Annotated in this window: 13 protein-coding genes; 6 read left to right on the top strand and 7 right to left on the bottom strand. The window is 66.6% G+C overall.

Features of this window, described 5'->3' with window-relative positions; all coding sequences use genetic code 11:
• The first annotated feature begins 121 nt into the window (after window positions 1-121).
• Together ASD86_RS18305 and ASD86_RS18300 are read left to right on the top strand one after the other, a co-directional pair.
• Window positions 122-1,114, top strand: coding sequence for a YhdH/YhfP family quinone oxidoreductase (locus ASD86_RS18305; protein WP_056113869.1), 993 nt, complete (start codon window positions 122-124; stop codon window positions 1,112-1,114).
• Between the two features lie 60 nt (window positions 1,115-1,174).
• Window positions 1,175-1,546 (top strand): response regulator, encoded by a 372-nt coding sequence (locus ASD86_RS18300; RefSeq protein ID WP_036104242.1) that lies wholly within the window; start codon window positions 1,175-1,177, stop codon window positions 1,544-1,546.
• Window positions 1,547-2,533: 987 nt separating this feature from the next.
• Here ASD86_RS18300 and ASD86_RS18295 read toward each other — a convergent pair.
• Complete coding sequence (locus ASD86_RS18295) at window positions 2,534-3,442, bottom strand: DnaJ C-terminal domain-containing protein (RefSeq protein WP_056115128.1); 909 nt, start codon at window positions 3,440-3,442, stop codon at window positions 2,534-2,536.
• Window positions 3,443-3,603: 161 nt separating this feature from the next.
• On the opposite strand from ASD86_RS18295, the gene ASD86_RS18290 reads away from it, so the two are divergent.
• Window positions 3,604-4,080: a peroxiredoxin gene (locus tag ASD86_RS18290; RefSeq protein WP_056113867.1), complete on the top strand. Its 477-nt coding sequence runs from the start codon at window positions 3,604-3,606 to the stop codon at window positions 4,078-4,080.
• 109 nt (window positions 4,081-4,189) lie between these two features.
• Window positions 4,190-4,777 carry a ferritin-like domain-containing protein gene (locus tag ASD86_RS18285; protein ID WP_056113864.1) on the top strand — a complete coding sequence of 196 codons (588 nt, stop codon included), beginning with the start codon at window positions 4,190-4,192 and terminating at the stop codon, window positions 4,775-4,777.
• Window positions 4,778-4,881: 104 nt separating this feature from the next.
• Here ASD86_RS18285 and ASD86_RS18280 read toward each other — a convergent pair whose 3' ends face one another.
• Window positions 4,882-5,934 (bottom strand): adenosine deaminase, encoded by a 1,053-nt coding sequence (locus tag ASD86_RS18280; RefSeq protein WP_235567810.1) that lies wholly within the window; start codon window positions 5,932-5,934, stop codon window positions 4,882-4,884.
• A gap of 236 nt (window positions 5,935-6,170) precedes the next feature.
• Here ASD86_RS18280 and ASD86_RS18275 point away from each other — a divergent pair, with 236 nt between their 5' ends.
• Complete coding sequence (locus ASD86_RS18275) at window positions 6,171-6,839, top strand: hypothetical protein (protein ID WP_056113861.1); 669 nt, start codon at window positions 6,171-6,173, stop codon at window positions 6,837-6,839.
• A gap of 40 nt (window positions 6,840-6,879) precedes the next feature.
• On the opposite strand, the gene pbpC is transcribed toward ASD86_RS18275, so the two are convergent.
• The 4 genes from pbpC to ASD86_RS18255 all read right to left on the bottom strand — a co-directional run bounded on the left by pbpC (window position 6,880) and on the right by ASD86_RS18255 (window position 16,567).
• Window positions 6,880-9,273, bottom strand: coding sequence for a penicillin-binding protein 1C (gene pbpC / locus ASD86_RS18270; protein ID WP_056113858.1), 2,394 nt, complete (start codon window positions 9,271-9,273; stop codon window positions 6,880-6,882).
• Between the two features lie 175 nt (window positions 9,274-9,448).
• A complete protein-coding gene (locus ASD86_RS18265) occupies window positions 9,449-10,453 on the bottom strand; it encodes a hypothetical protein (protein WP_056113855.1) in 1,005 nt (334 codons plus the stop codon).
• Between the two features lie 109 nt (window positions 10,454-10,562).
• Window positions 10,563-11,648, bottom strand: coding sequence for a hypothetical protein (locus ASD86_RS18260; protein ID WP_157476826.1), 1,086 nt, complete (start codon window positions 11,646-11,648; stop codon window positions 10,563-10,565).
• A gap of 5 nt (window positions 11,649-11,653) precedes the next feature.
• Window positions 11,654-16,567, bottom strand: a complete 4,914-nt coding sequence (locus ASD86_RS18255) for an alpha-2-macroglobulin (protein WP_056115123.1) — start codon at window positions 16,565-16,567, stop codon at window positions 11,654-11,656.
• 1,096 nt (window positions 16,568-17,663) lie between these two features.
• Here ASD86_RS18255 and ASD86_RS18250 point away from each other — a divergent pair.
• Window positions 17,664-19,586, top strand: a complete 1,923-nt coding sequence (locus ASD86_RS18250; protein WP_082578480.1) for a M4 family metallopeptidase — start codon at window positions 17,664-17,666, stop codon at window positions 19,584-19,586.
• Here the strand turns inward: ASD86_RS18250 and ASD86_RS26925 are convergent.
• Window positions 19,576-19,896 (bottom strand): hypothetical protein, encoded by a 321-nt coding sequence (locus tag ASD86_RS26925; protein WP_157476824.1) that lies wholly within the window; start codon window positions 19,894-19,896, stop codon window positions 19,576-19,578. The two genes, ASD86_RS18250 and ASD86_RS26925, sit on opposite strands and share 11 nt — an antisense overlap.
• Window positions 19,897-19,921: the final 25 nt, after the last annotated feature.

Genomic DNA, 19,921 nt, shown 5'->3' with positions numbered 1-19,921 from the left:
AAATCAAAGTGCTGTCGCACTCGCAACTCCGCCTCCCGCTGTGCTTTCACTAATCCCGAATCCCCAATCCCGAATCCCGGCCCTCAGCTATCATCGCGCCGTACACCACGAGTCCGCGCCGATGACCACGCCCAGCACCTTCAACGCCTTCCGCATCCACAACGACGACGCCGGTTATCGCAGCGGCATCGAGCAGGTGACGCTGGACGATCTCGCACCGGGCGAGGTGGTGATCAAGACCGCGTTCTCCTCGGTCAACTTCAAGGACGCGCTGGCCGGCACCGGCGAGGGCAAGATCCTGCGCAGATTTCCGCTGGTCGGCGGCATCGACGTCGCCGGGCATGTGGTCGCCTCGCGCGATGCGGGCTTCAAGGAGGGCGATGCGGTCCTGGTCACCGGTTGCGGCCTCAGCGAGACCCGCGACGGCGGCTACAGCGAGTACGCGCGCCTGCAGGCGCAGTGGGTGATCCCGCTGCCGGCCGGCCTGAGCCTGCGCGAGAGCATGATCCTGGGTACCGCCGGTTTCACCGCCGCGCTCGCGCTGCATCGGCTGCTCGACAACCGGCAGACGCCCGAGCACGGCCCGCTCGCGGTCACCGGCGCCACCGGCGGCGTGGGCTCGCTGGCGCTGGACATCTTCAGCCGCGCCGGTTTCGAAGTGCACGCGATCAGCGGCAAGGCCGATCAGGCCGATTATCTGCGCTCGATCGGCGCCAGCCAGGTGCTCGACCGCGACGCGCTGGCGACCGCGCGGCCGATGGAATCGGTGCGTTTCGGCGGCGGCCTGGACAACGTCGGCGGGCCGATGCTGGCCAGCCTGCTCGCGCAGACCGCGCCCTACGGCAACGTCGCCACCGCCGGGCTGGCCGCCAGCGCGGAACTGGACAGCACGGTCATGCCGTTCATCATCCGCGGCGTGTCCCTGCTCGGGATCGCCTCGGCCGGCACCGCGCGCGACATCCGCGACCGCGTCTGGCAGCGCCTGGGCAGCGACTGGAAACCCGCGCACTTGGACCGGATATGCACCCGCGAGGTCGGTTTGGCACAGTTGCCGCAGGTGTTTGGTGGCATGCTGGCAGGCGGTTCGGTGGGCCGAACCCTGGTCGTGATCTAGTTGGCATTGCAGCCGCGCGCCGCGTCGCTACAATCGGCCGCAGATCCTTGGGGGAAACACATGGCGCGTATTTTGATCGTCGACGATTCGCCGTCCCAGTTGATGGGCATCCGTCGCATCGTCGAGAAATTGGGGCACGAAGCACTGACCGCGGAAGACGGCGCCGCCGGCGTCGAGGCGGCCAAGCGCGAGCTGCCCGACATGATCCTGATGGACGTGGTCATGCCGAACCTCAACGGCTTCCAGGCCACCCGCTCGATCTGCCGCGAGGCAACGACCAAGCACATCCCGATCGTGCTGGTCACGACCAAGGACCAGGACACCGACCGCGTCTGGGGCATGCGTCAGGGCGCCAAGGCCTACATCACCAAGCCGTTCAGCGAGACCGACCTGTCCGAGATCATCGGCCAGTTGTTGCCCTCGGCGGGCTGAATGGGCGAAGCGGGCGATCCGCGCGGCTTTGGGTAGAGACGATCCCGGCTTCGGCCGGGATTATTTTTGCGTGGTCGTGTGCTGGGCCAGGACTCTGTGGGTGGTTCTGTGCCCGGTCGGGATTGTTTTCGGTCGGGATTGTTTTGATTGGTGCCGGGCGACGCTGCGTGCCTGGGGCGCTATGCGCCCAAGAGCAAGTGCCGCGCAGTGCGCGGCTTCATCTGGCCGGCGTACTACCCAACCGTCATCCCCGCGAAGGCGGGGATCCAGGGCCTCACCGCGACATGTCTCTGAAGTCTCTGGATCCCCGCCTTCGCGGGGATGACGAGCAAGAGCAACTGCCGCGCAGTGCGCGGCTTCATCTGGCCGGCGTACTACCCAACCGTCATTCCCGCGAAGANNNNGGGCTTCACCGCGACATGACTCTGAAGTCTCTGGATCCCCGCCTTCGCGGGGATGACGAGCAAGAGCAACGGCCGCGCAGTTCGCGACTTCATCTGGCCGGCGCACTACCCAGCCGTCATTCCCGCGAACGCGGGAATCCATGGCTTCACCGAAGCAGGACTCTGAAGTCTCTGGATCCCCGCCTTCGCGGGGATGACGAGCAAGAACGAGCGCCCCGCTGACGCGGCTTCATCTGACCGGCGTACTACCCAGCCGTCATTCCCGCGAACGCGGGAATCCAGTGACTTTCGTGCTGGCGCAGCAGGGAGCGCATATGCGATTCGTGGCAATCCAAGCTGCATCGCATCGGAAGCGTAAGTCGCTGGATTCCCGCGTTCGCGGGAATGACGGGCTGGAAGTTGCGGCAAGGGGTGAGCAATTGAATCGTGTGGGAAACATGCAGGCATCAGCGTCAAACGGTCTGTGCATCAGAGAAATGCAGTCACAACGACCAACATGAGCCGACCGCGCATCAACCGCAGATCACTACACGACGGCGCACGAACGATTTACCCGCGCATCGCCCCCACCGCCATCCCACCCTCACTCCCTTCGCCAATCCTCACCAAACGCCAACCGCATCGTCTCGTACGCCTCATGCTGCGCGTCCGTCTGCGGCCGCGGCGCCAGCACTTCGAGCTCGACGATCTGATCGCCCGCCGGCGTGCCCGGCAGGCCACGTCCGCGCAGGCGCAGTTTGCGGCCGGCTTCGGAATTGGCGGGAATCTTGAGATCGACCGGCCCGCCCAGGGTCGGCACGCTGATCGTCGCGCCCAAGGCCGCTTCCCACGGCGCCAGCGGCAGCACATGGATCACGTTGCGGCCGTCCACTTCGAACTGCGGATGCGCGGCGTATTCGATTTCCAGCAGCAGATCGCCATGCGTGCCCTGCCCCGCGAGCCGGATCAGCTGGCCCGGACGGATGCCCTTGGGCACGCGCACGTCCAGGGTCTTGTTGTTGACCGAAATGCGGACACTGCCGCCTTCGTGGACCAGTTCCAGCGAGATCGCCAACTTGGCGCGGGTGTCGCCGCGCGGCGGCGCCGGACGCGCGCCGGGGTTGCCGCCGAAGCCGCCACCGGCCGAACGGCCACGACCGAACAGGTTCTCGAAGAAGTCGCTGAAGCCGCCGCCCGCGCCGCCGCCGGCGAAGATTTCCTCGAAATCCGGATTGCCGCCGCCATAGCCGCCACCGAAGCCGCCCGGAGGCGCCTGCACCTCGTCGCCCGGCCGATAACCGCGCGCGCGCAGTTGATCGTAGGCGGTGCGCTTCTGCGGATCGCGCAGCGCCTCGTAAGCTTCGTTGACCGCCTTGAATTTTTCCTCCGCGCCGGCCTCCTTGCTGACGTCGGGATGGTACTTGCGCGCAAGCCGGCGATACGCCGTCTTGATCTCGGCTTCGCCCGCGCTGGGCTCAAGACCCAAAGTTTCGTAGTAATCCTTGAACTGCATCGATCGCTCCGGCGGCGTCGCGCGGCCGCGGCGCTGTCCGCCCAGCCCGCCTTGACGCATCATTAACCCGACAGCATGGCGACTATGACCGCGATTTCAAGTCGTTGACGCGGTGTTTAGACCCGCCTGCCTAGACTCGCACCCACTATCAGGAGAACCCCATGAGCATCCAGGTCGGCGAACGCCTGCCCGAAGTCGTACTCAAGCGCATCAACCAGGGCATCGAAGCGGTCGACACCCGGGCCCTGTTCGACGGCCGCAAGGCGGTGCTGTTCGCGGTGCCCGGCGCCTTCACCCCGACCTGCTCGGAAAAGCACCTGCCCGGGTTCGTCCAGCATTTCGAGGACTTCCGCGCCAAGGGCATCGAAGTGGCCTGCCTCGCGGTCAACGACCCGTTCGTGATGCAGGCCTGGGCGCAGAGCCAGCACGTGCCCGAGGGCATGATCATGCTGTCCGACGGCAACGGCGACCTGACCCGCGCGCTCGGCCTGGAACTCGACGCCAGCGCCTACGGCATGGGCACCCGCGCCAAGCGCTTCGCGCTGTATGTCGACGACGGCGTGGTCAAGCAACTGCATGTCGAGGAGCCCGGTGAGTACCGCGTGTCCTCGGCCGAGTACATGCTCGAACAGGTCTGACTCAAACAGGTCCGATCACCGCGGGCCCGGAACGCATCCGGGCCCGCTTCTTCCCACCCATCACGCAAGCCGAGGTTCCCTGCCCTTCCCCCGACTGCCAGGAGACGTCATGTCCGCCAAGCCCGTCAGCAAGCTATCTGCTCACAAACCCGCCGCGAAACCGTCGGCCTTCGTGACCGATATCGCCGCCATCCGCGCCCGCGCCCGCAAGCACATCGAGGACGGCGCGATCACCGACAGCTACACCGCCGACCGCGAAGCGGTGATCCGGTTGCTCAACGAGGCCCTGGCGACCGAGATCGTCTGCGTGCTGCGCTACAAGCGCCACTACTTCATGGCCAGCGGGCTGATGGCCGACGCGGTCAAATCCGAATTCCTCGAGCACGCCAACGAAGAACAGGCGCACGCCGACCTGATCGCCGAACGCATCGTGCAACTCGGCGGCGAACCCGACCTCAACCCCGATGTGCTGTCCAAGCGCTCGCACGCCGAATACGTCGAGGGCAGCGACCTGCGCGACATGGTCAAGGAGGATCTGGTCGCCGAACGCATCGCGATCGACAGCTACCGCGAGATCATCAACTTCATCGGCGACAAGGACACCACCACCAAGCGCATGATGGAAAGCATCCTGGCGCAGGAAGAAGAACACGCCGACGAACTGGCCGACATGCTCGATGGCTGGACCGGCCGCTGAGCGACGCACCCAGTCGCATCCGGATGCATCAAAAAAACAACCCCGCCGAACTCGGGGTTGTTTGTTTGCGCGCAGTGTTTGCCTAGCCCGAAACCGCTTGCGGATCAGAACGTGGCGAACACCTGATCGAGCCGGTCCATGTAAGCGCGCTTGGCCGAGGCCTCGATAAAGCTGCCCTCGAAGCTGTTGGCCGCGAGCTGCCACGCCTGCCGCGCGCCCAGGCCGGTGGCGGCGAAGGTCTCGGTGAAGTTCTGGTTGACGTAACCGCCGAAGTAGGCCGGATCGTCGGAATTGACCGTCGCCACCAGGCCGGCGTCGAGCAACGCGCCGAGGTTGTGCTGGCGCAGGTCCGGGAACACGCACAGTTTCAGGTTCGACAACGGACACACGGTGAGCGGGATGCGGTCCTGCGCGAGCCGCTGCATCAGCGCCGGGTCCTTGACGCTCTGCACGCCGTGATCGATGCGCTCGACCTTGAGCACGTCGAGCGCGCTCCACACATAGGCCGGCGGCCCCTCTTCGCCGGCATGCGCGACCAGGCGCAGGCCCAGTTCGCGGCAGCGCGCGAACACTTGCGCGAACTTCTCCGGCGGATGGCCCAGCTCGCTCGAATCCAGGCCCACGCCGATGAACTTGTCGCGCAATGGCAACGCCTGTTCCAGCGTTTCGAACGCCTCGCGTTCGCTGAGATGACGCAGGAAACACAGGATCAACAGCGCGCTGACGCCTAACTGCGCCTGCGCGTCGACGCAGGCGCGATGCAGGCCGTTGATGACCGTCTCGACCGACACGCCGCGCGCGGTGTGGGTCTGCGGATCGAAGAACATCTCGGTATGCACGACGTTGTCGGCGGCGGCGCGCTGCAGATAGGCCCAGGCCATGTCGTAGAAGTCCTGCTCGGTGAGCAGCACGCTGGCGCCGGCGTAGTAGATATCGAGAAAGCTCTGCAGGTTGCTGAAGGCATAAGCCTTGCGCAGCGCTTCGACATCGGCGTACGGCACGCTGACGCCGTTGCGCTGGGCCAGGGCGAAAATCAGCTCGGGTTCCAGCGAGCCTTCGATATGCATGTGCAGCTCGGCCTTGGGCATGCGGCGCAGCAGCTCGGGCAGACGCTGCGCGTCGATGCGACCGAAGTCGTGGGTAGTGCTGGTGGCCACTGGATTCTCCCTGTCGGCGCTCGATGTAGTGCGAATCGGGCGAGAGCGCCCGATTCCGGCATTGCGGCGGCCATTGTCGCAGGCCGGGCCGTCTGTTGCGGCGATGTATAGCATCGCCCGGCCCCATGCTGCTTGTCAGGCAGTGCCCCATCCCTGACCCCACGCGCCTGCGGCACCGCTCGCAAGCTCGCGCTACCATGCCGCGGTGAACCCGACCCCCTCGTTTGTGAACGCCGATGTCGACCGACCGTAGCGAACCGACCTTGTTCCGCCTGTTCGGCGCGCCGGTGAGCTTTCACTGGTCGGTGTTGCTGATCGTGTTGCTGGCGCTGTTGTTCAGTCGCGATCCGGCCACGGTGATGAGCGGCATCGCCGCTTATCTGTCGCTGATCGTCGCCCACGAGGCTGGCCACGCCTGGGTCGCGCGGCACAACCGCTTGCGGGTGTACGCGCTGCGGATTTTTCCGTTGCACGGCCTGTGCAGCTACGAAGCCGCGCGCACGCCCGGCCAGGAGATCGCGGTCGCCTGGGGCGGCGTCGGCGCGCAGATGCTGCTGTTCGCGCTGGCGATCGCGTTGTCGCTGCTGAGCCCGCACCTGGCCGAACCGCTGCGCTTGCCGCTGGGCGCGGTCGTGCTGGTATGGGGGCCGATGAACCTGTTGAACGCGATCCTCAACCTGCTGCCGATCGCGCCGCTGGACGGTCGCACTGCCTGGGGCGTGCTGCCGTGGGCGTTGCAGCGGTTACGCCGCAAACGTGCGGATAACAAGCCGTCGGTTACGTCGGGGACATCCGCGCCATCGGCAAACGCATCGTCAAAAAAAGCGGCGTCGAACAACGCAACGTCGCAGAGCGGTTCCGGCGACAAAGTCGTGTCGCTGGACGAACGTCGCAAACAGCGCTGAGCCTAAGGTCTTAGCGCGCGATCACCTCGAGGATCGCCACTCATCGCAACACCCGGAACCTGATCCGCGACCACGCGCCGGTATCGGCCAATGCGGTCAAGGTGTGATCGCCGACCTCGCCGAAATCGTGATCGAAACGCGCGCGGCCCTGCGATTCGCCGATCAGCCGACCGTCGAGCAGCCAACGTACCCGCGCGTCGCTGCCGAGCGCGCGCAGCGACAGGCGCAGCGGCGTCGCATTGCCCGGCGCGCGCGCCAGGGTGGCGAGATCGTCGATGCCTTCGATACGCAGCTCTTCGATCGCGTCGCGGCCGTCGTCGATGCAATCGGGCGACAGCGCCGGCAAGCGCGCGGCCTTGCGCGTATCGGCGGCGAGCCAGGGCGACGCCAGCGCCGGCCAGCGCGCCAGTTCCAGCGCCTTGCGTTCGTGAGGCTTGGCGCAATCGGCCGACACTCGCAAGCCGCTGCGCGCATCGACCTCGTAGCGCTCGACCCCGGCATTCCAAAGCCGCGCGTCGCGCTCGGCCAGGGTCGGCGGCACCGAGCCGTCCAGCGTCCAGGCCTGCATGCGCCGATGGCATAGCTGCGGCGCGCTCGGATCCGGCGGCAGGCCGAGCGGCCAGCACACCTCGATCTGTTCGACATCGGCCGGCTGCGGTCGCGGCGTCGCGTCGCCGCGCTGGCGCGGCAGACTGTCGATCACTTCGAACAACAGCGGCAGCGCGGTCACCGCGCCGTACTGGCCCGGCAGCGGCGTGCCGTCGGGCCGGCCGACCCAGACTCCGACCGTGTAGCGCCGCGTGCTGCCCAAGGCCCAGGCATCGCGGAAGCCGTAACTGGTGCCGGTCTTCCAGGCCACGCGCGGGCGGCCGCTCGCATCGAGCGTCTGTTCGACGCTGCCCGGGCGCGGATTGGCTTCGAGAATCTCGCGCACGATCCAGGCCGCGCCCGGCGACATCAGCCGCCGTTCCAGCACCGGCGCATCGGGTTGATAGCGCACGCGTCCGGCGACGCCTTCACGATTGAACGCCGCATACGCGCCGACCAGATCTTCCAATCGCGCGCCGGTGCCGCCGAGGATCATCGCCAGATTCGGCTGCGCGCCGCGCGGCCATTGCAGGTCGATGCCGGCATGCGCGAGCCGCGCCGAGAATCGCACCGGGCCGACCCGATCGAGCAGATCCACCGCGGGCACATTGAGCGACAGCCGCAACGCGGTCGCCGCGCCGACCGGGCCGTTGAAGGCGGCATCGAAATTGCCCGGCCGATAACCGTGGAAGGATTGCGGCGCGTCGACGAACAGGCTTTCCGAATGGATCAGGCCGTCGTCGAGCGCGAGTCCGTACAAAAACGGCTTGAGGGTCGAGCCCGGCGAACGCCAGGCCTGGACCATGTCGACGTGGCCGAGGCGCGCGGCGTCGCCGAAGGTCACCGAACCCACGTAGGCGCGCGCTTCAAGACTCGCGTTGTCGACCACCAGCAGCGCCGCTGAGGTGCGTTCGGGCAAGCTGGAAAAGTACGCCGCGACCCGATCCTCCAAGGTGCGCTGCAACGGCAGATCGATCGTCGACAGCACCCGCGCCGTCTTTGGATCGGCGAAGCGCAGGCGCTGCGCGAGCAAGGGCGCGTAGCGCGGCGGTTGCAGCGAGCGCGCGACCACCGGTTCGACCCGCGCATCCTCGACCTGCGCGCGCGACCACACACCCAACGCGGCCATGCGCGCGAGCACCTTGTCGCGGGCGACACGCGCGCGTTCGGGCTCGCGATCCGGACGCAGCCGGCTCGGCGATTGCGGCAGCACCGTCAGCAACGCGGCTTCGGCATGCGACAGACGCGAGGACGGCTTGCCCAGGTAGGCCCAACTCGCCGCTTCCACGCCTTCGACGGTGCCGCCGAACGGCGCGCGATTGAGGTACAGGGCGAGGATCTGCGGCTTGCTCAGATGCACCTCGAGTTGCAATGCGCGCAGCATCTGCCGCGATTTCGACCACAGGCTGCGCCGGTTCTGCCCCGGCTGCGCATCGAGAATGCGCGCGACCTGCATGGTCAAGGTCGATCCGCCCGACACCACCCGCCCGCTGCGCGCCCATTGCCCGGCCGCGCGCAGCATCGCCACCGGGTTGATGCCCGGATGCTTCCAGAACCAGCGGTCTTCGTAATTCAACAGCGCCTGCAGATACAGCGGCGACACCTTGGCCGCATCGACCGGATAGCGCCACACGCCGTCGCGATCGGCGAACGCGCGCAGCGGCGTGCCGTCGCGCGCGACCACCACCGCGCCGGCATCGCGCGCTTTCGGCAACGGTAACGGAAACGCGAGATCGAGCAGCATCGCCGCGATCGCCAGCAGCAACAGCGCTAGCAGCGCTTTCAGGCCACGACGTCGCCAACGCCGCCCGCCCACCGCGGCGGGCGCGGCATGGCGCGCGGCCATGGCGACGTCAGGCGATGAAGAGGACGGCATGCGGCGCTCGTTGCGTTTCGCGATGCGCGCGCCTCAGGCCCTCGCGGGCCCGGGCGCGAATGCGATCGCGTGGTGGGTCGATGGATCGATCGCGAATGTCCGCCTGCATGAGGCGTCCATCCGCGGCGATGCGAATCGACATCGATCAGCCGGCGGTATTCATCGCGACGATCTTCAACTGGCCTTCGATGAGCAACAGCACCAGGTTCTGGCCGCCGTCGCCCTCGGCCATGCCCAGGTCGACGCGCGCATCGATGATGCGGTTGTCGTTGCTCTCTTCGCGGTCTTCGTCCGGATCGGGCTGCACCACCAGCCCGTAGGTGATGCCGTCCTTGCCCGGCGAGCTCGACGAGGTCGAACCGCTGGAATCGGTCTTGAGCGGCCGGCCCTGCAGGTCGGCGATCGCATCGGCGTACAGGTCGGCGCGGTCGTTCGGGAACAGGTCGGTGTAGTGCTTCTCGGCCATCGCGCGGTCGATCTTGCCGCCGGCCGCCTTGGCCGCCTTTTCCAGTTCGGTGTCGTACACCGGCCAGTTCGACGCTTCCAGCGGGAAGGTCATCGCATCCAGCACGACCTTCTTGTCGCGCGCGCGGAACGCGGCGCCGAGCGGCTTGAGATCGGCGAGCACGCGCTGCGGCATGGTCTGGTGTTCGGCCTGGACGATGGTCTTGCCGTTCCACTGGTACACGTAATAGTCGGTGGCCTTGGGCCGCGCCGCCGAGCAGATGTCGATCTGATGCAGGTACAGCTTGCCGGCTTCGATCTTGTCCAGCTGCGGGCAGAAATCCGGCATGTCGGACTGCGGCAGCGCCTGCGGGCCGCCCGGACGGGTCATCAGCACGACCAGTTTCTGCGACGCGGCCATGGTCGCGTCCGGGGTGCCGGTGCCGTACAGCACGGCGACGTCGTCCTGGCCGTCCTGATCGATGTCGCCGACCAGTTCGCTATAACCCAGGCGTTCGAATTGCGGCTCGATCTTGCGCAGCGCGGCGAAGGCGCGCTCGGCGGTCTGCTTCGGATCGGACGGCGCCGCCGCGGCGGGCGGCGGCGTCGCGGTCGCGCCGGTCTGCGCCGCGGCGGCGGCCTTGTCGCCGGACTGGCAGGCGGCCAGGGCCAGCATCAGCAGGGACGGCATCAGGGTCTTGCGCATGTTCACTCCTTGAAGGATTCGGGTTCGGGGGCGACCCTGGTTACTACTGTGATTCGAGATTGGGGATTCGGGACTCGTCGGCGGCGCCGCGTCGGACGCGGACGCGGCTTCAACGTTCCTCGTCCATGTCGAAGGCGCCGTGTTCGGACAGATACAGGTCGCCATCGATCAGGTTGAACCTGACTTGATGGCCGCCGCGCGTGCCCGGATCCGGCCAGCGCACCAGCACGCTCGCATCGAGGACGTAAGTGTAGCCGTCGGACTCGATCATGGAATTGCCGTCGCCGGGCTCCAGATCGATATACAGGGCGCGTTCGGCCGACTTGCCGTTGCCCGGCGTGGTCATGGTCGCCTTGCGTTCGTGCTCGCCGTCGTCGCGGAACTCGACATGGCTGAGCATGCCGACGGTGTCGGTGAAGCCACGGCGCAGCGCGGCATCGGCGAAGATCTGCTCGGGCGCGGCGCGCGGCTTGTCGCGCTCGGTCGGCGCGATGGGAGCCGGACCGGCGCGCAGATGCGGGTCGATCGCGTCCTTGCGCTGGGCCAGCAGCGCTTCGCGCAGTTGCTGCAGGCGCATGACCACGCGCTCCTCGGCGTCCTGCTCGGACACCTGACGCAATCGCTTGCGCGGGGCATCCCATTCGAAGGTGTAGTAACCGATGGTCTTCGGGAACGGCACGATGCACGCTTCCAGCGCATCGGCCAGCAGCTGGCCGCCGACGATTTCGCGCACCACCGGGCAGCCCGAGAACGCCTCGGTGGCCTCGGGCTGCACCTGCAAGCCGCCATCGCGAGCGAGCAGCACGTAGATGCTTTTGGCGACATGACGCATCGCGCCCTCGTCGCCGACGCCGTACTCGATCGCCACGTCGTCGCGGCCGTCGCGGTCGAGATCGCCGGTGGTGTAGTTGACCTCGAAGCGGTCGAAGTCGGGATCGGCCTTGCGCATCACCGCTTCGGCCTGCGCCAGCAAGGGGTTGGAAACCGGCGGCGTGTCGTGCGGCGTGGTGCCGCCCCAGTTCAGCGCGGGGTCGGTGGCGTTGTTGCTCGCGGCCGCGGCCGGTGTTGGGTTCTTGGCGACACCCTCGCCTTCACCGCCCTTGCCTTTGTCGACACAGCCCACCGCCGACAGCAGCGCCACCGCCAGCACCGCCATGCGCGCGGCGGGAAGCACGAAGCTTCCCGCCCTGCTCATCGAACTCACGGCTGACGCACCGACAGGCTCGCCGGCGAGGCCTTGCCGACGCCGCGCATCTCCGGACGGTACATGTCCTCGACCAGCGACGGCGGCACGGTGTACGTACCCGGCGTCACCGCGCGCACCAGATAGAACACCCGCGCGGTCTGGTTCTGACCGAGCTTGAGCGCGGCCACGTAGCGATCGTCGCGGAACTCCTCGTGCTTGACCTCGGCGGCGCTGGAACGCTCGGACAGTTCGATCCCGTCGACAACCACGCCGGCCCACTGCTTGGCGTCGCCAAGATTGAAGTTCTCGATTTCCAGGCCCGCCGGCAACAGATCGGTCAACAAGGCATCGGGCATCGCGCTGTGCGCCTTGATCGTGACCTGCACGATCAGCGCCTCGCCTTCGACCAGACTGCCGCCCGACCAATCCTTGCCCTCGGTGGTGTAGAACTTGCGGCCCACTTCGATCTGCGAAGCGTCGGCGGCCGGCGCGGTGCGCGGCACACCGGCCACTTCCAGGCTCGCGTACAGCGGCGGCTGGCCGTTCGGAGTGAAGCTCACTCCGCTCGCCAGCGCGGCGAAGTCGAACACGCGGCCGATCAGCTTGGCCGGATCGGCATCGGTCGAGGCGCCGGCGATGGTCCAGCGGCCGGAGATCTGCTTGCCCTGATCGGCCATCAACGCCTTGCCCAGACGCGCCAGCGCGACCTGTTCCTGCGTGCTCAGGTACAGCCAGCCGCTGTTGCGGCGCGCGTCGAGATCGCGCCCCATCGACACGGTGCGCGCGTCGTACTCGGGCTGCGACAGCTTGTGCTCGTGCACCAGCGCGATCATCAAGGCGTCGTCGCGCAGACGACTGCCGTAGTCGCCCAGGTATGGCGGGCGCTGCGAGGGATCGCGGGCGAAGCCTTCCTTGATCGCCTTGCCGCCGCGCGACTTGTCGCCCTGCAACGACAACGCCAGGCCCAGATGCACCAGCGGCAGGCCGGTCAGGCTCTGCTTGCGATCGTTGTCGTACAGCGCGCGCAAGGTACCCAGCGGAGCGCGGTTGACCCGCGCCAGCACGTAGCCGGCATGCGCCTGATAAGCGAACTTGAGATGTTCGCGGCGATCGTAGCCGTAGAACGAGGCATTGCCCGAAAGCAGATCCTCGTTGAGCACCTTGAGCGCCTTCTGCAGCATGCCGTCGGGCACGGCGAAACCGGCGTCGCGCGCATCGAGCAGGAACTCGACCACGTACGGCGTCAGCGCCGGATTGACCGAATCGCCGTCGCTGTCGCCGCCCCACATCGAGAAGTGACCCGAAGCGATCTGCATCGCCGCCAGCCGCCCGAACGCGCCTTCCATGCGGGTGCGGCGTTGCTTGGCGTCGATGCCCTTGACCCCGAGCATCTTCGCCGTGGCTTCGTCGAGTTCGAGCGCGGCATAACCCTTGCTGGTGGTCTGCTCGGCGCAGCCGTACGGGTATTCCAGCGCGCCTTGCAATGCGCTGGCGAACGGAATCGGCGGCAAGGCGCTGACCACCATGCGCGCGTTGACCGAATCGGGCATCAGGCCGTCGGCGAAATCGGTGCCGAGCTGGATCGCGCCGAGTTCGTCGAGCACCCGCGTGCGCGAACGCAGCACCGACGGCCACGCCGGACGCACCGGCACGTCGTAGCGCCGATCGACCTTGTAACCGTTGCCGTCGACCCGCACCCGCACCTGCGCGGTGGTGTAGCCCTCGCGCGCCACGATCGGGAAGGTCAGGGTCTTCTTGGCTTCAACGCCGAGCGTGAGCGTGTGCTCGCCGTCGCTCAGCGACAGCGGGCCGATGCCCTCGACCTTGACCGCGAACTCGCCGGGCTTGCCAGTGAAGTTCTGCACGTCCAGGGTCACGTTGCTCTTGTCGCCGGGCGCGAGCACGCGCGGCGTGCTGGCCTCGGCGAGCACCGGCGCGCGCACGATGGTTTCGGCGTCCTTGTTGCCGTAGCTGCCGCCGGAGTACACCAGTGCCGAGACCCGCAAGGTGCCGTTGAAATCCGGCACCGCCAGTTTGATCCGGGCGATGCCCTGGGCGTCGAGCTTCACCGGCCCGGCGAACAGATCCACCGTCTGCACCCGCGCGGTCGGACGCCGCGCCTGCGGTAGCGCCTGCAAGGCCATGTCGCCACCGAAGCGGATCTTGGCGACATCGCCTTCGTAGCTTTCGATCACCCGCCCGTACACGTCGTAGGCATCGACCCCGAGCCGGCGCTGAGCGAAGAAATGCGCGGCCGCGTCCGGCACCGGGAAGCGGGTGATATTGAGAATGCCCACGTCGACCGCGGACACGGTCACGTACGCGTCCTTGCCGGCCAACTGCGGCGCGCTGACCGTGACCGGCAAATCCTGCTCGGGCTTCATCAGCTTGGGCACGTTGATGCCGACCGCGATCTTGCGTTCGCGCCGGTCCATCGGCACGTGCGCCACGCCGACCGCGCGCGCCGGAGTGATCTTGCTCGGCGCGCTGCCGCCGCGGAACACCAGCGCGGTCACGTAGACGTCGTGGCGTTCCCAGTCGGCGGTGACCGGAATCTTGAACTTGCTGCCGGCCTTCACCTCGATCGCCTGCACGTACAGCATGCGGTCGGCCTCGACCATCAGCAGGCCGGAGCCTTCGTGCGGCGGGGTCAGGGTCACTTCCAGCGTGTCGCCGGCCTTGTACGCGGTCTTGTCGAGCGCGAGCTTGACCTTGTCGGGACGCGCATCGAGGCCGCGGTTCTGATCGTCCCAGCTCCAGCCGGCGCGGAACGGATAACGGCTGGTGAGCTTGGTCGCCGGGTCGTACACGTCGACCCGGTACTCACCCCACTTGACCGCGAAATTCAGCTTGGCCGGAGAGGTGCCGACATCGACGTTGCGCACTTCGACATCTTCGAAGCGACGGGTGAAGTCGTAATCCCAACCGCCGTCGTCGGCGTAATTCCAGTGGTAGTCGCGATGTTCGCGCACCAGGGTCACGCGCAGGCCGGTGGCCGCGCGCGGCTTGCCGTCGCTGCCGACGCGGGTGATTTCGAAGCCGGCATTGCTGTCGGCGTCGCTGCCGTCCTTATCGTCGAACAACGGACGCACGCCGACCAACGCATCGGCCGGCCACAGCACCCGCTTGACGCTGCGGTTGACGCTGCGCCCGCCGGTTTCGAACACGCTGCCGGTGACGATCGCGGCGATCGGAGTGACCGGCTTGGCTTCGTCGGGCAACGCGATGTCCTGGGTCAGCTTGCCGTCGTCGCCCAGGGTGGTGTCGACCACGTCCTTGGCTTCCTTAGGCAAGCTCAGGGTCGGGTCGCCGAAGAAATAACCCGGCAACTGTTCCAGCGGATGCTGTTCGACCATCACCGCGAGCTTGGCGGTGAAACGATTGCCCGCGGCCGGCGCGCCGTAAAGATAGGCCGCGTCGACGCCAAGCTTGAACGGCTGGCCGGGCTTGAGCACCTGTTGCGCGGTCAGGTCCAGCTTCAGCCGCTCGGGCAGGAACTCCTCGATCCGCAGGGTCATGCCCTGCACCGCTTCCTTGCTGCTCGGATCGGTGCGGAACTCGACCCGCCAACGGCCGGTCGCGGCATCGGCCGGAATCACCTGCGCATGGCGCACATAGCCCTGCGCATCGGGTTGCAGACGGGTTTCCAGGAAGGTCTTGCCGTCGGGCTGGACATAGCGCGCGAACACCGGCTGCAGCGCCTTGCCCTTGTTGTCGATCGGCTTGCCGTCCTGATCGCGCAGCAGCGCCGACAGCCGCACCGTCTCGCCGGGGCGATACAGATCGCGGCCTGACCAGGCGAACACGTCGAACCAGGCCTGCTCGCGGCCGGCGACCGCGAATTCGGACAGATCCAGCGCCGGCTGGTTGAACGGCAGCATGGTGACGTCGCTGCCCTTCTTCGCGATCAACACCTGCGCCGCGTCGAGCTTGTACGGCAGCATCGCGTTGCCGTTGCCGTCGGTCTCGCCCTTGAGCACCGGCTCGCCTTCGGCGTTGAGCACCTTGAGCTCGACCCCGCTGACCGCGCCGCCCTTTTCCAGCGAGGCGACATGCACGAACAGCTTGTCCTTGTAGGCGCGCGCATGCAGGCCCAGGTCGCTGACGGTGAAGAACGCGGTCTCGAACTCGTCCTTGAACTGGCCGGCGCGCTTCATCACCGCGAAGTACAGGCCGGGTTCCTGCAGTTCCTTGATCTCCTGCAGCGGCAGATAGGTCAGCACGCGTTCGTTGGGCTTGCCGCCGAGCACGAAGCGATTGACGTAGACCGGTTCGGCCAGCTTCGACAACGGCTTCTTGTCGTCCCAGTCGCGTTCCAGGTCCCAGCTGCCCTTGCGTCCGCCGCGCTGGTACTCGGCGAAGAACTTCGGCAGTTCCTTCTCCTTGACCCGCAGGAATTCGACGTCGACTTCGGCCACGTTGATCGACACCACCGGCAGGCCGCGGCTGTCGCGCGCCGGCAGCACGCTGCCCTGCGAGGCGAAACCGACCACCGGGTCGAGCGGGCCGGTATAGACCTGCTTGGTGACCGGCTGGGCGATGCGGTCGCCGGCCGCGGCGGTCAGGCCGGGCTTGATCGTGACCGTGTAGTCCTTGCTCGCTTCCACATGCGGGAAGCGCAAAATCTTGCCGCCGTCGTCGAGCACCCAGCTGCCCTGCACCGCCGCGCCGTTCTTGTCGGTGACCGCGAGCAGTTCGTCGAAGCTCTGGGTGCCGACCAGCGGCTGGCTGAATTCCAGGGCGATGGCGAGTTCGTCGCCGCGCTTGCTGTCGGGATAGGCCGCGATCAGGGCGAAGCCCTTGACCGCCTCGCGCTTGGCGACGATGGCTTCGCCGCTGACCTCGGGCAACTGCCCGGTGGTGTCGCGCTTGCAGCCGGCGACCACGAGCGTGGCCGCCACCAGCACGCCAACCAGCGCACGCGCCAGCCATCGCGGCGCAGAAGTTGCCCGCTTCACGGCCTGCGTGCTCGCAGCAGGCGAGTTCGGAGCAGTCGTGCCCATGTCGGGCCGGCTCGAGTCAGGGGTATCCAAGATCGCAGTTCCATCCAGGGGGTGCGCGCGCTTCATGCGTATCTCTCCGAAAACTGCGACGAGTATAGAACGAGCTTGTGTGATCCACGACCGACTTGGGCATGTCTGGAGCTTGCCTGTCCGGGCGCAATGCGCGACCGCGCGCCTGGCGTGCGAGCTCCTCGCCAATCATCCCGGTCGCTTATGGCGACCCAGCGTCCACCACGATCGCCACCGGCCCAACGCCGATCGTCGTCGCTACACGGTTCGTCGACTCCGGCGACTACGCCATTGCCGTAGTCGCGCCGCCTGGATCTCGCCGGTACGGCCGTTTGACCACCGTCGTTCGGCGGCATTTGCGATCGCCCAAACCATCGCCCACGCGGCGGGCGGCTCAATGCCTTCCGCCGCGATGAGTTGGCGGCCACGCGCCCGAACAGGCCCGCCGCCATATCGTTCGCCCAATCGCAATCGCATATTCAAAAAGAACTGAATCACATCGCAGTCGATCGCCAGCCGATAAATATGCTTGCACTGCGGAAAATCGTGAATAAATACCGATAAATAATCGAAATCCGTCGTTCGCCGACTCCATACGCGGCCCTATGTGCAAATAAAACATCGCTGCGGCACATCGATTATATTCTTTAAACACAACGACTTGCGGCATTATTGTTGCAACGCATCAAATTCCTTGGAACTGTATTACAAAACTCGGCGAAACCAATGACATCGATTACTTCGATGCCGCAGCGCTTGTTTTCGGACATTTCGAATCAAACCCAGTCGACAGGCGAAGCCGACCCAGTTTGCATTTTCTTTGTGAAACCCATCGACGGCGTTGACGCTTTCGCGATCGCGCTTCCACGTTCCCTGCGCCGCGCCGCAACCCGTGCCGCGGCTTTCGCGCCGGACACCGGCCGCATGCGTCCACGCGTCGTCTCCCATCGACGCCGCCTGGTTCCGTGCTTCGTGTCTGCCCGGCCTTATCAATGCTTCGGGGAACCCACCTATGAATCGCAATCTGTCCATCCTGGCGGTCGCCATCTCGCTCGCTTCTATCGCCGGCGCCGCCGGCGCGGTGCAACGCGTCGACCTGCATCGGCAAGACATGACCCAGCTCAACCGGCAGTACCGCGCCGTCGCCGGCATCGCGACGACCGCCGCCGCCCAGGTGCGCCATGCCGAGATGATCGCGCTCGATGCGAAGTCGGCTCTCGCTCCGCTGAAGGCCCGCAGCGACGAGTCCGGTCATCGCCAGCACCGTTACCAGCTCACCTATCGCGGATTGCCGGTGCTGGATCAGCACGTGGTGATCAGCGAAGACGCGAACGGCAACCTGCGCACGATGTTCGGCGAACTGATTCAGGGACTGGACGCCGAGGTACCGAGCACCACCGCCAAGCTGAGTTCGGCCAAGGCGCTGGATATCGCCAAGCGCGCCGCGTTCGGCAAGCGCCTGGGTCAGATGAAGATCGATTCGCAGAAGGTGGAACCGACGATCTACATCGACGGCAACGACCGCGCTCGCCTGGCCTATCTGGTCACCCTGTCGGCCGATAGCGCCAAGGGCGGCGACATCACCGCGCCACAGCTCGTGATCGACGCCGACAACGGCAAGGTCCTGCGCAGCCTGGACAATCTGCAGCACGTCAAGATCGGTACCGGCCCCGGCGGCAATCAGAAAACCGGCCAGTACGAGTTCGGCACCGACTTCGGCTTCCTCGACGTGACCCAGAACGGCAGCAGCTGTGTCATGCAGAACGCCAACGTCAAGACCATCAATCTCAACGGCGGCACCAACCCGAGCGGCCAGGCGGCGCACGGATATACCTGCCCGCGCAACACCGTCAAGCAGATCAACGGCGCGTTCTCGCCGCTCAACGACGCGCATTTCTTCGGCGGCGTGGTCTACGACATGTATGCCGCCTACCTCAACATGCCGGCGCTGACGGTCCAGCTGACCCTCGGCGTGCATTACTCGACCGGCTACGAGAACGCGGGCTGGAACGGCACCACCAAGACCATGGTCTTCGGCGACGGCGCATCGCGCTTCTACCCCTTGGTCAGCCTCGACGTGCTCGGCCATGAGGTGTCGCACGGCTTCACCCAGGAGCAATCGGGGCTGATCTACTCCGGCCAGTCCGGCGGCATCAACGAAGCCTATTCCGACATGGCCGGCGAAGCGTCCGAGTACTTCATGCGCGGCAGCAACGACTTCCAGGTCGGCGCGCAGATCTTCAAGGCCGCCGGCGCGCTGCGCTACATGGACGATCCGACCCGCGACGGCGTCTCGATCGGGCATGCCAGCAACTACCGCTCGGGCATGAACGTGCATCACTCCTCGGGCGTCTACAACAAGGCGTTCTCGCTGCTGGCCAAGACCTCCGGCTGGGACACGGTCAAGGCGTTCAAGGCGTTCGCCAAGGCCAACATCGACTACTGGACCCCGAACACCGACTTCAACAGCGGCGCCTGCGGCGTCGAACAGGCCGCCACCGATCTGGGCTACGCCGTGGCCGACGTGTCGGCCGCGTTCCTCGCGGTCGGCGTGGATTGCCCCGGCGGTCCCGGCCCGGGCCCGGGTCCGGGCACCCAGACCTACAGCAACGGCACCGACGTGGCGATCCGCGACAACGCCACCGTGGAAAGCTCGATCGCCGTGTCCGGCCGGACCGGCAATGCGCCGAGCAATGCCAGCGTGTCGGTCAACATCGTGCACACCTACAAGCAGGACCTGAAGGTCGACCTGGTCGCGCCGGACGGCTCGCTCTACAACATCCACAACCGCACCGGCGGCAGCGCCGACAACGTCGCCGGCACCTTCACCTTCAATCTGTCGAGCGAAACGCTCAACGGCACCTGGAAGCTGCGGGTCAACGACGACGCCGGCGGCGACGTCGGCCGCATCGACACCTGGAGCATCACCTTCTGATCGAGGGCGCGGCGTCGGCCTGAACCAAAACCCCGGCTCCGGCCGGGGTTTTCTTTTGGTTCGGCGACGGCGGCGCGATGCGGCCGCGCCATGCAGGACGGTTAGCCAACGGGGTTTCCCTTGTCACCGGCTGTATTGGCGCGTCGTTTTGTGCCGGCGCGCCGGTTTCGTCCATATAACCCCAGCCATGACGAAACGTTATGCCACGACATAATGATCCGATATTGCCAGGATTGGTCACATGATTCGACGGATATGCATCACGCGGCGCTATTGACGAATGCCGGCGGCGATGATTTTCGATTTTCAAGCGCCCTCGCCTCACTCATGTCCGC

It is taken from the genome of Lysobacter sp. Root690 (genome assembly GCF_001427785.1).
Lineage (GTDB): Bacteria > Pseudomonadota > Gammaproteobacteria > Xanthomonadales > Xanthomonadaceae > Lysobacter.
The sequence above is the reverse complement of the archived record's forward strand: the minus strand, read 5'-3'. Positions and strand labels throughout refer to the sequence as shown.

Bases quoted from the DNA above. Each gene is read 5' to 3' on its own strand.
- ASD86_RS18305 (WP_056113869.1), top strand. From the start codon at position 122: ATGACCACGCCCAGCACCTTCAACGCCTTCCGCATCCACAACGACGAC.
- ASD86_RS18300 (WP_036104242.1), top strand. From the start codon at position 1,175: ATGGCGCGTATTTTGATCGTCGACGATTCGCCGTCCCAGTTGATGGGC.
- ASD86_RS18295 (WP_056115128.1), bottom strand. From the start codon at position 3,442: ATGCAGTTCAAGGATTACTACGAAACTTTGGGTCTTGAGCCCAGCGCG.
- ASD86_RS18290 (WP_056113867.1), top strand. From the start codon at position 3,604: ATGAGCATCCAGGTCGGCGAACGCCTGCCCGAAGTCGTACTCAAGCGC.
- ASD86_RS18285 (WP_056113864.1), top strand. From the start codon at position 4,190: ATGTCCGCCAAGCCCGTCAGCAAGCTATCTGCTCACAAACCCGCCGCG.
- ASD86_RS18275 (WP_056113861.1), top strand. From the start codon at position 6,171: ATGTCGACCGACCGTAGCGAACCGACCTTGTTCCGCCTGTTCGGCGCG.
- pbpC (WP_056113858.1), bottom strand. From the start codon at position 9,273: ATGGCCGCGCGCCATGCCGCGCCCGCCGCGGTGGGCGGGCGGCGTTGG.
- ASD86_RS18265 (WP_056113855.1), bottom strand. From the start codon at position 10,453: ATGCGCAAGACCCTGATGCCGTCCCTGCTGATGCTGGCCCTGGCCGCC.
- ASD86_RS18260 (WP_157476826.1), bottom strand. From the start codon at position 11,648: ATGAGCAGGGCGGGAAGCTTCGTGCTTCCCGCCGCGCGCATGGCGGTG.
- ASD86_RS18250 (WP_082578480.1), top strand. From the start codon at position 17,664: ATGAATCGCAATCTGTCCATCCTGGCGGTCGCCATCTCGCTCGCTTCT.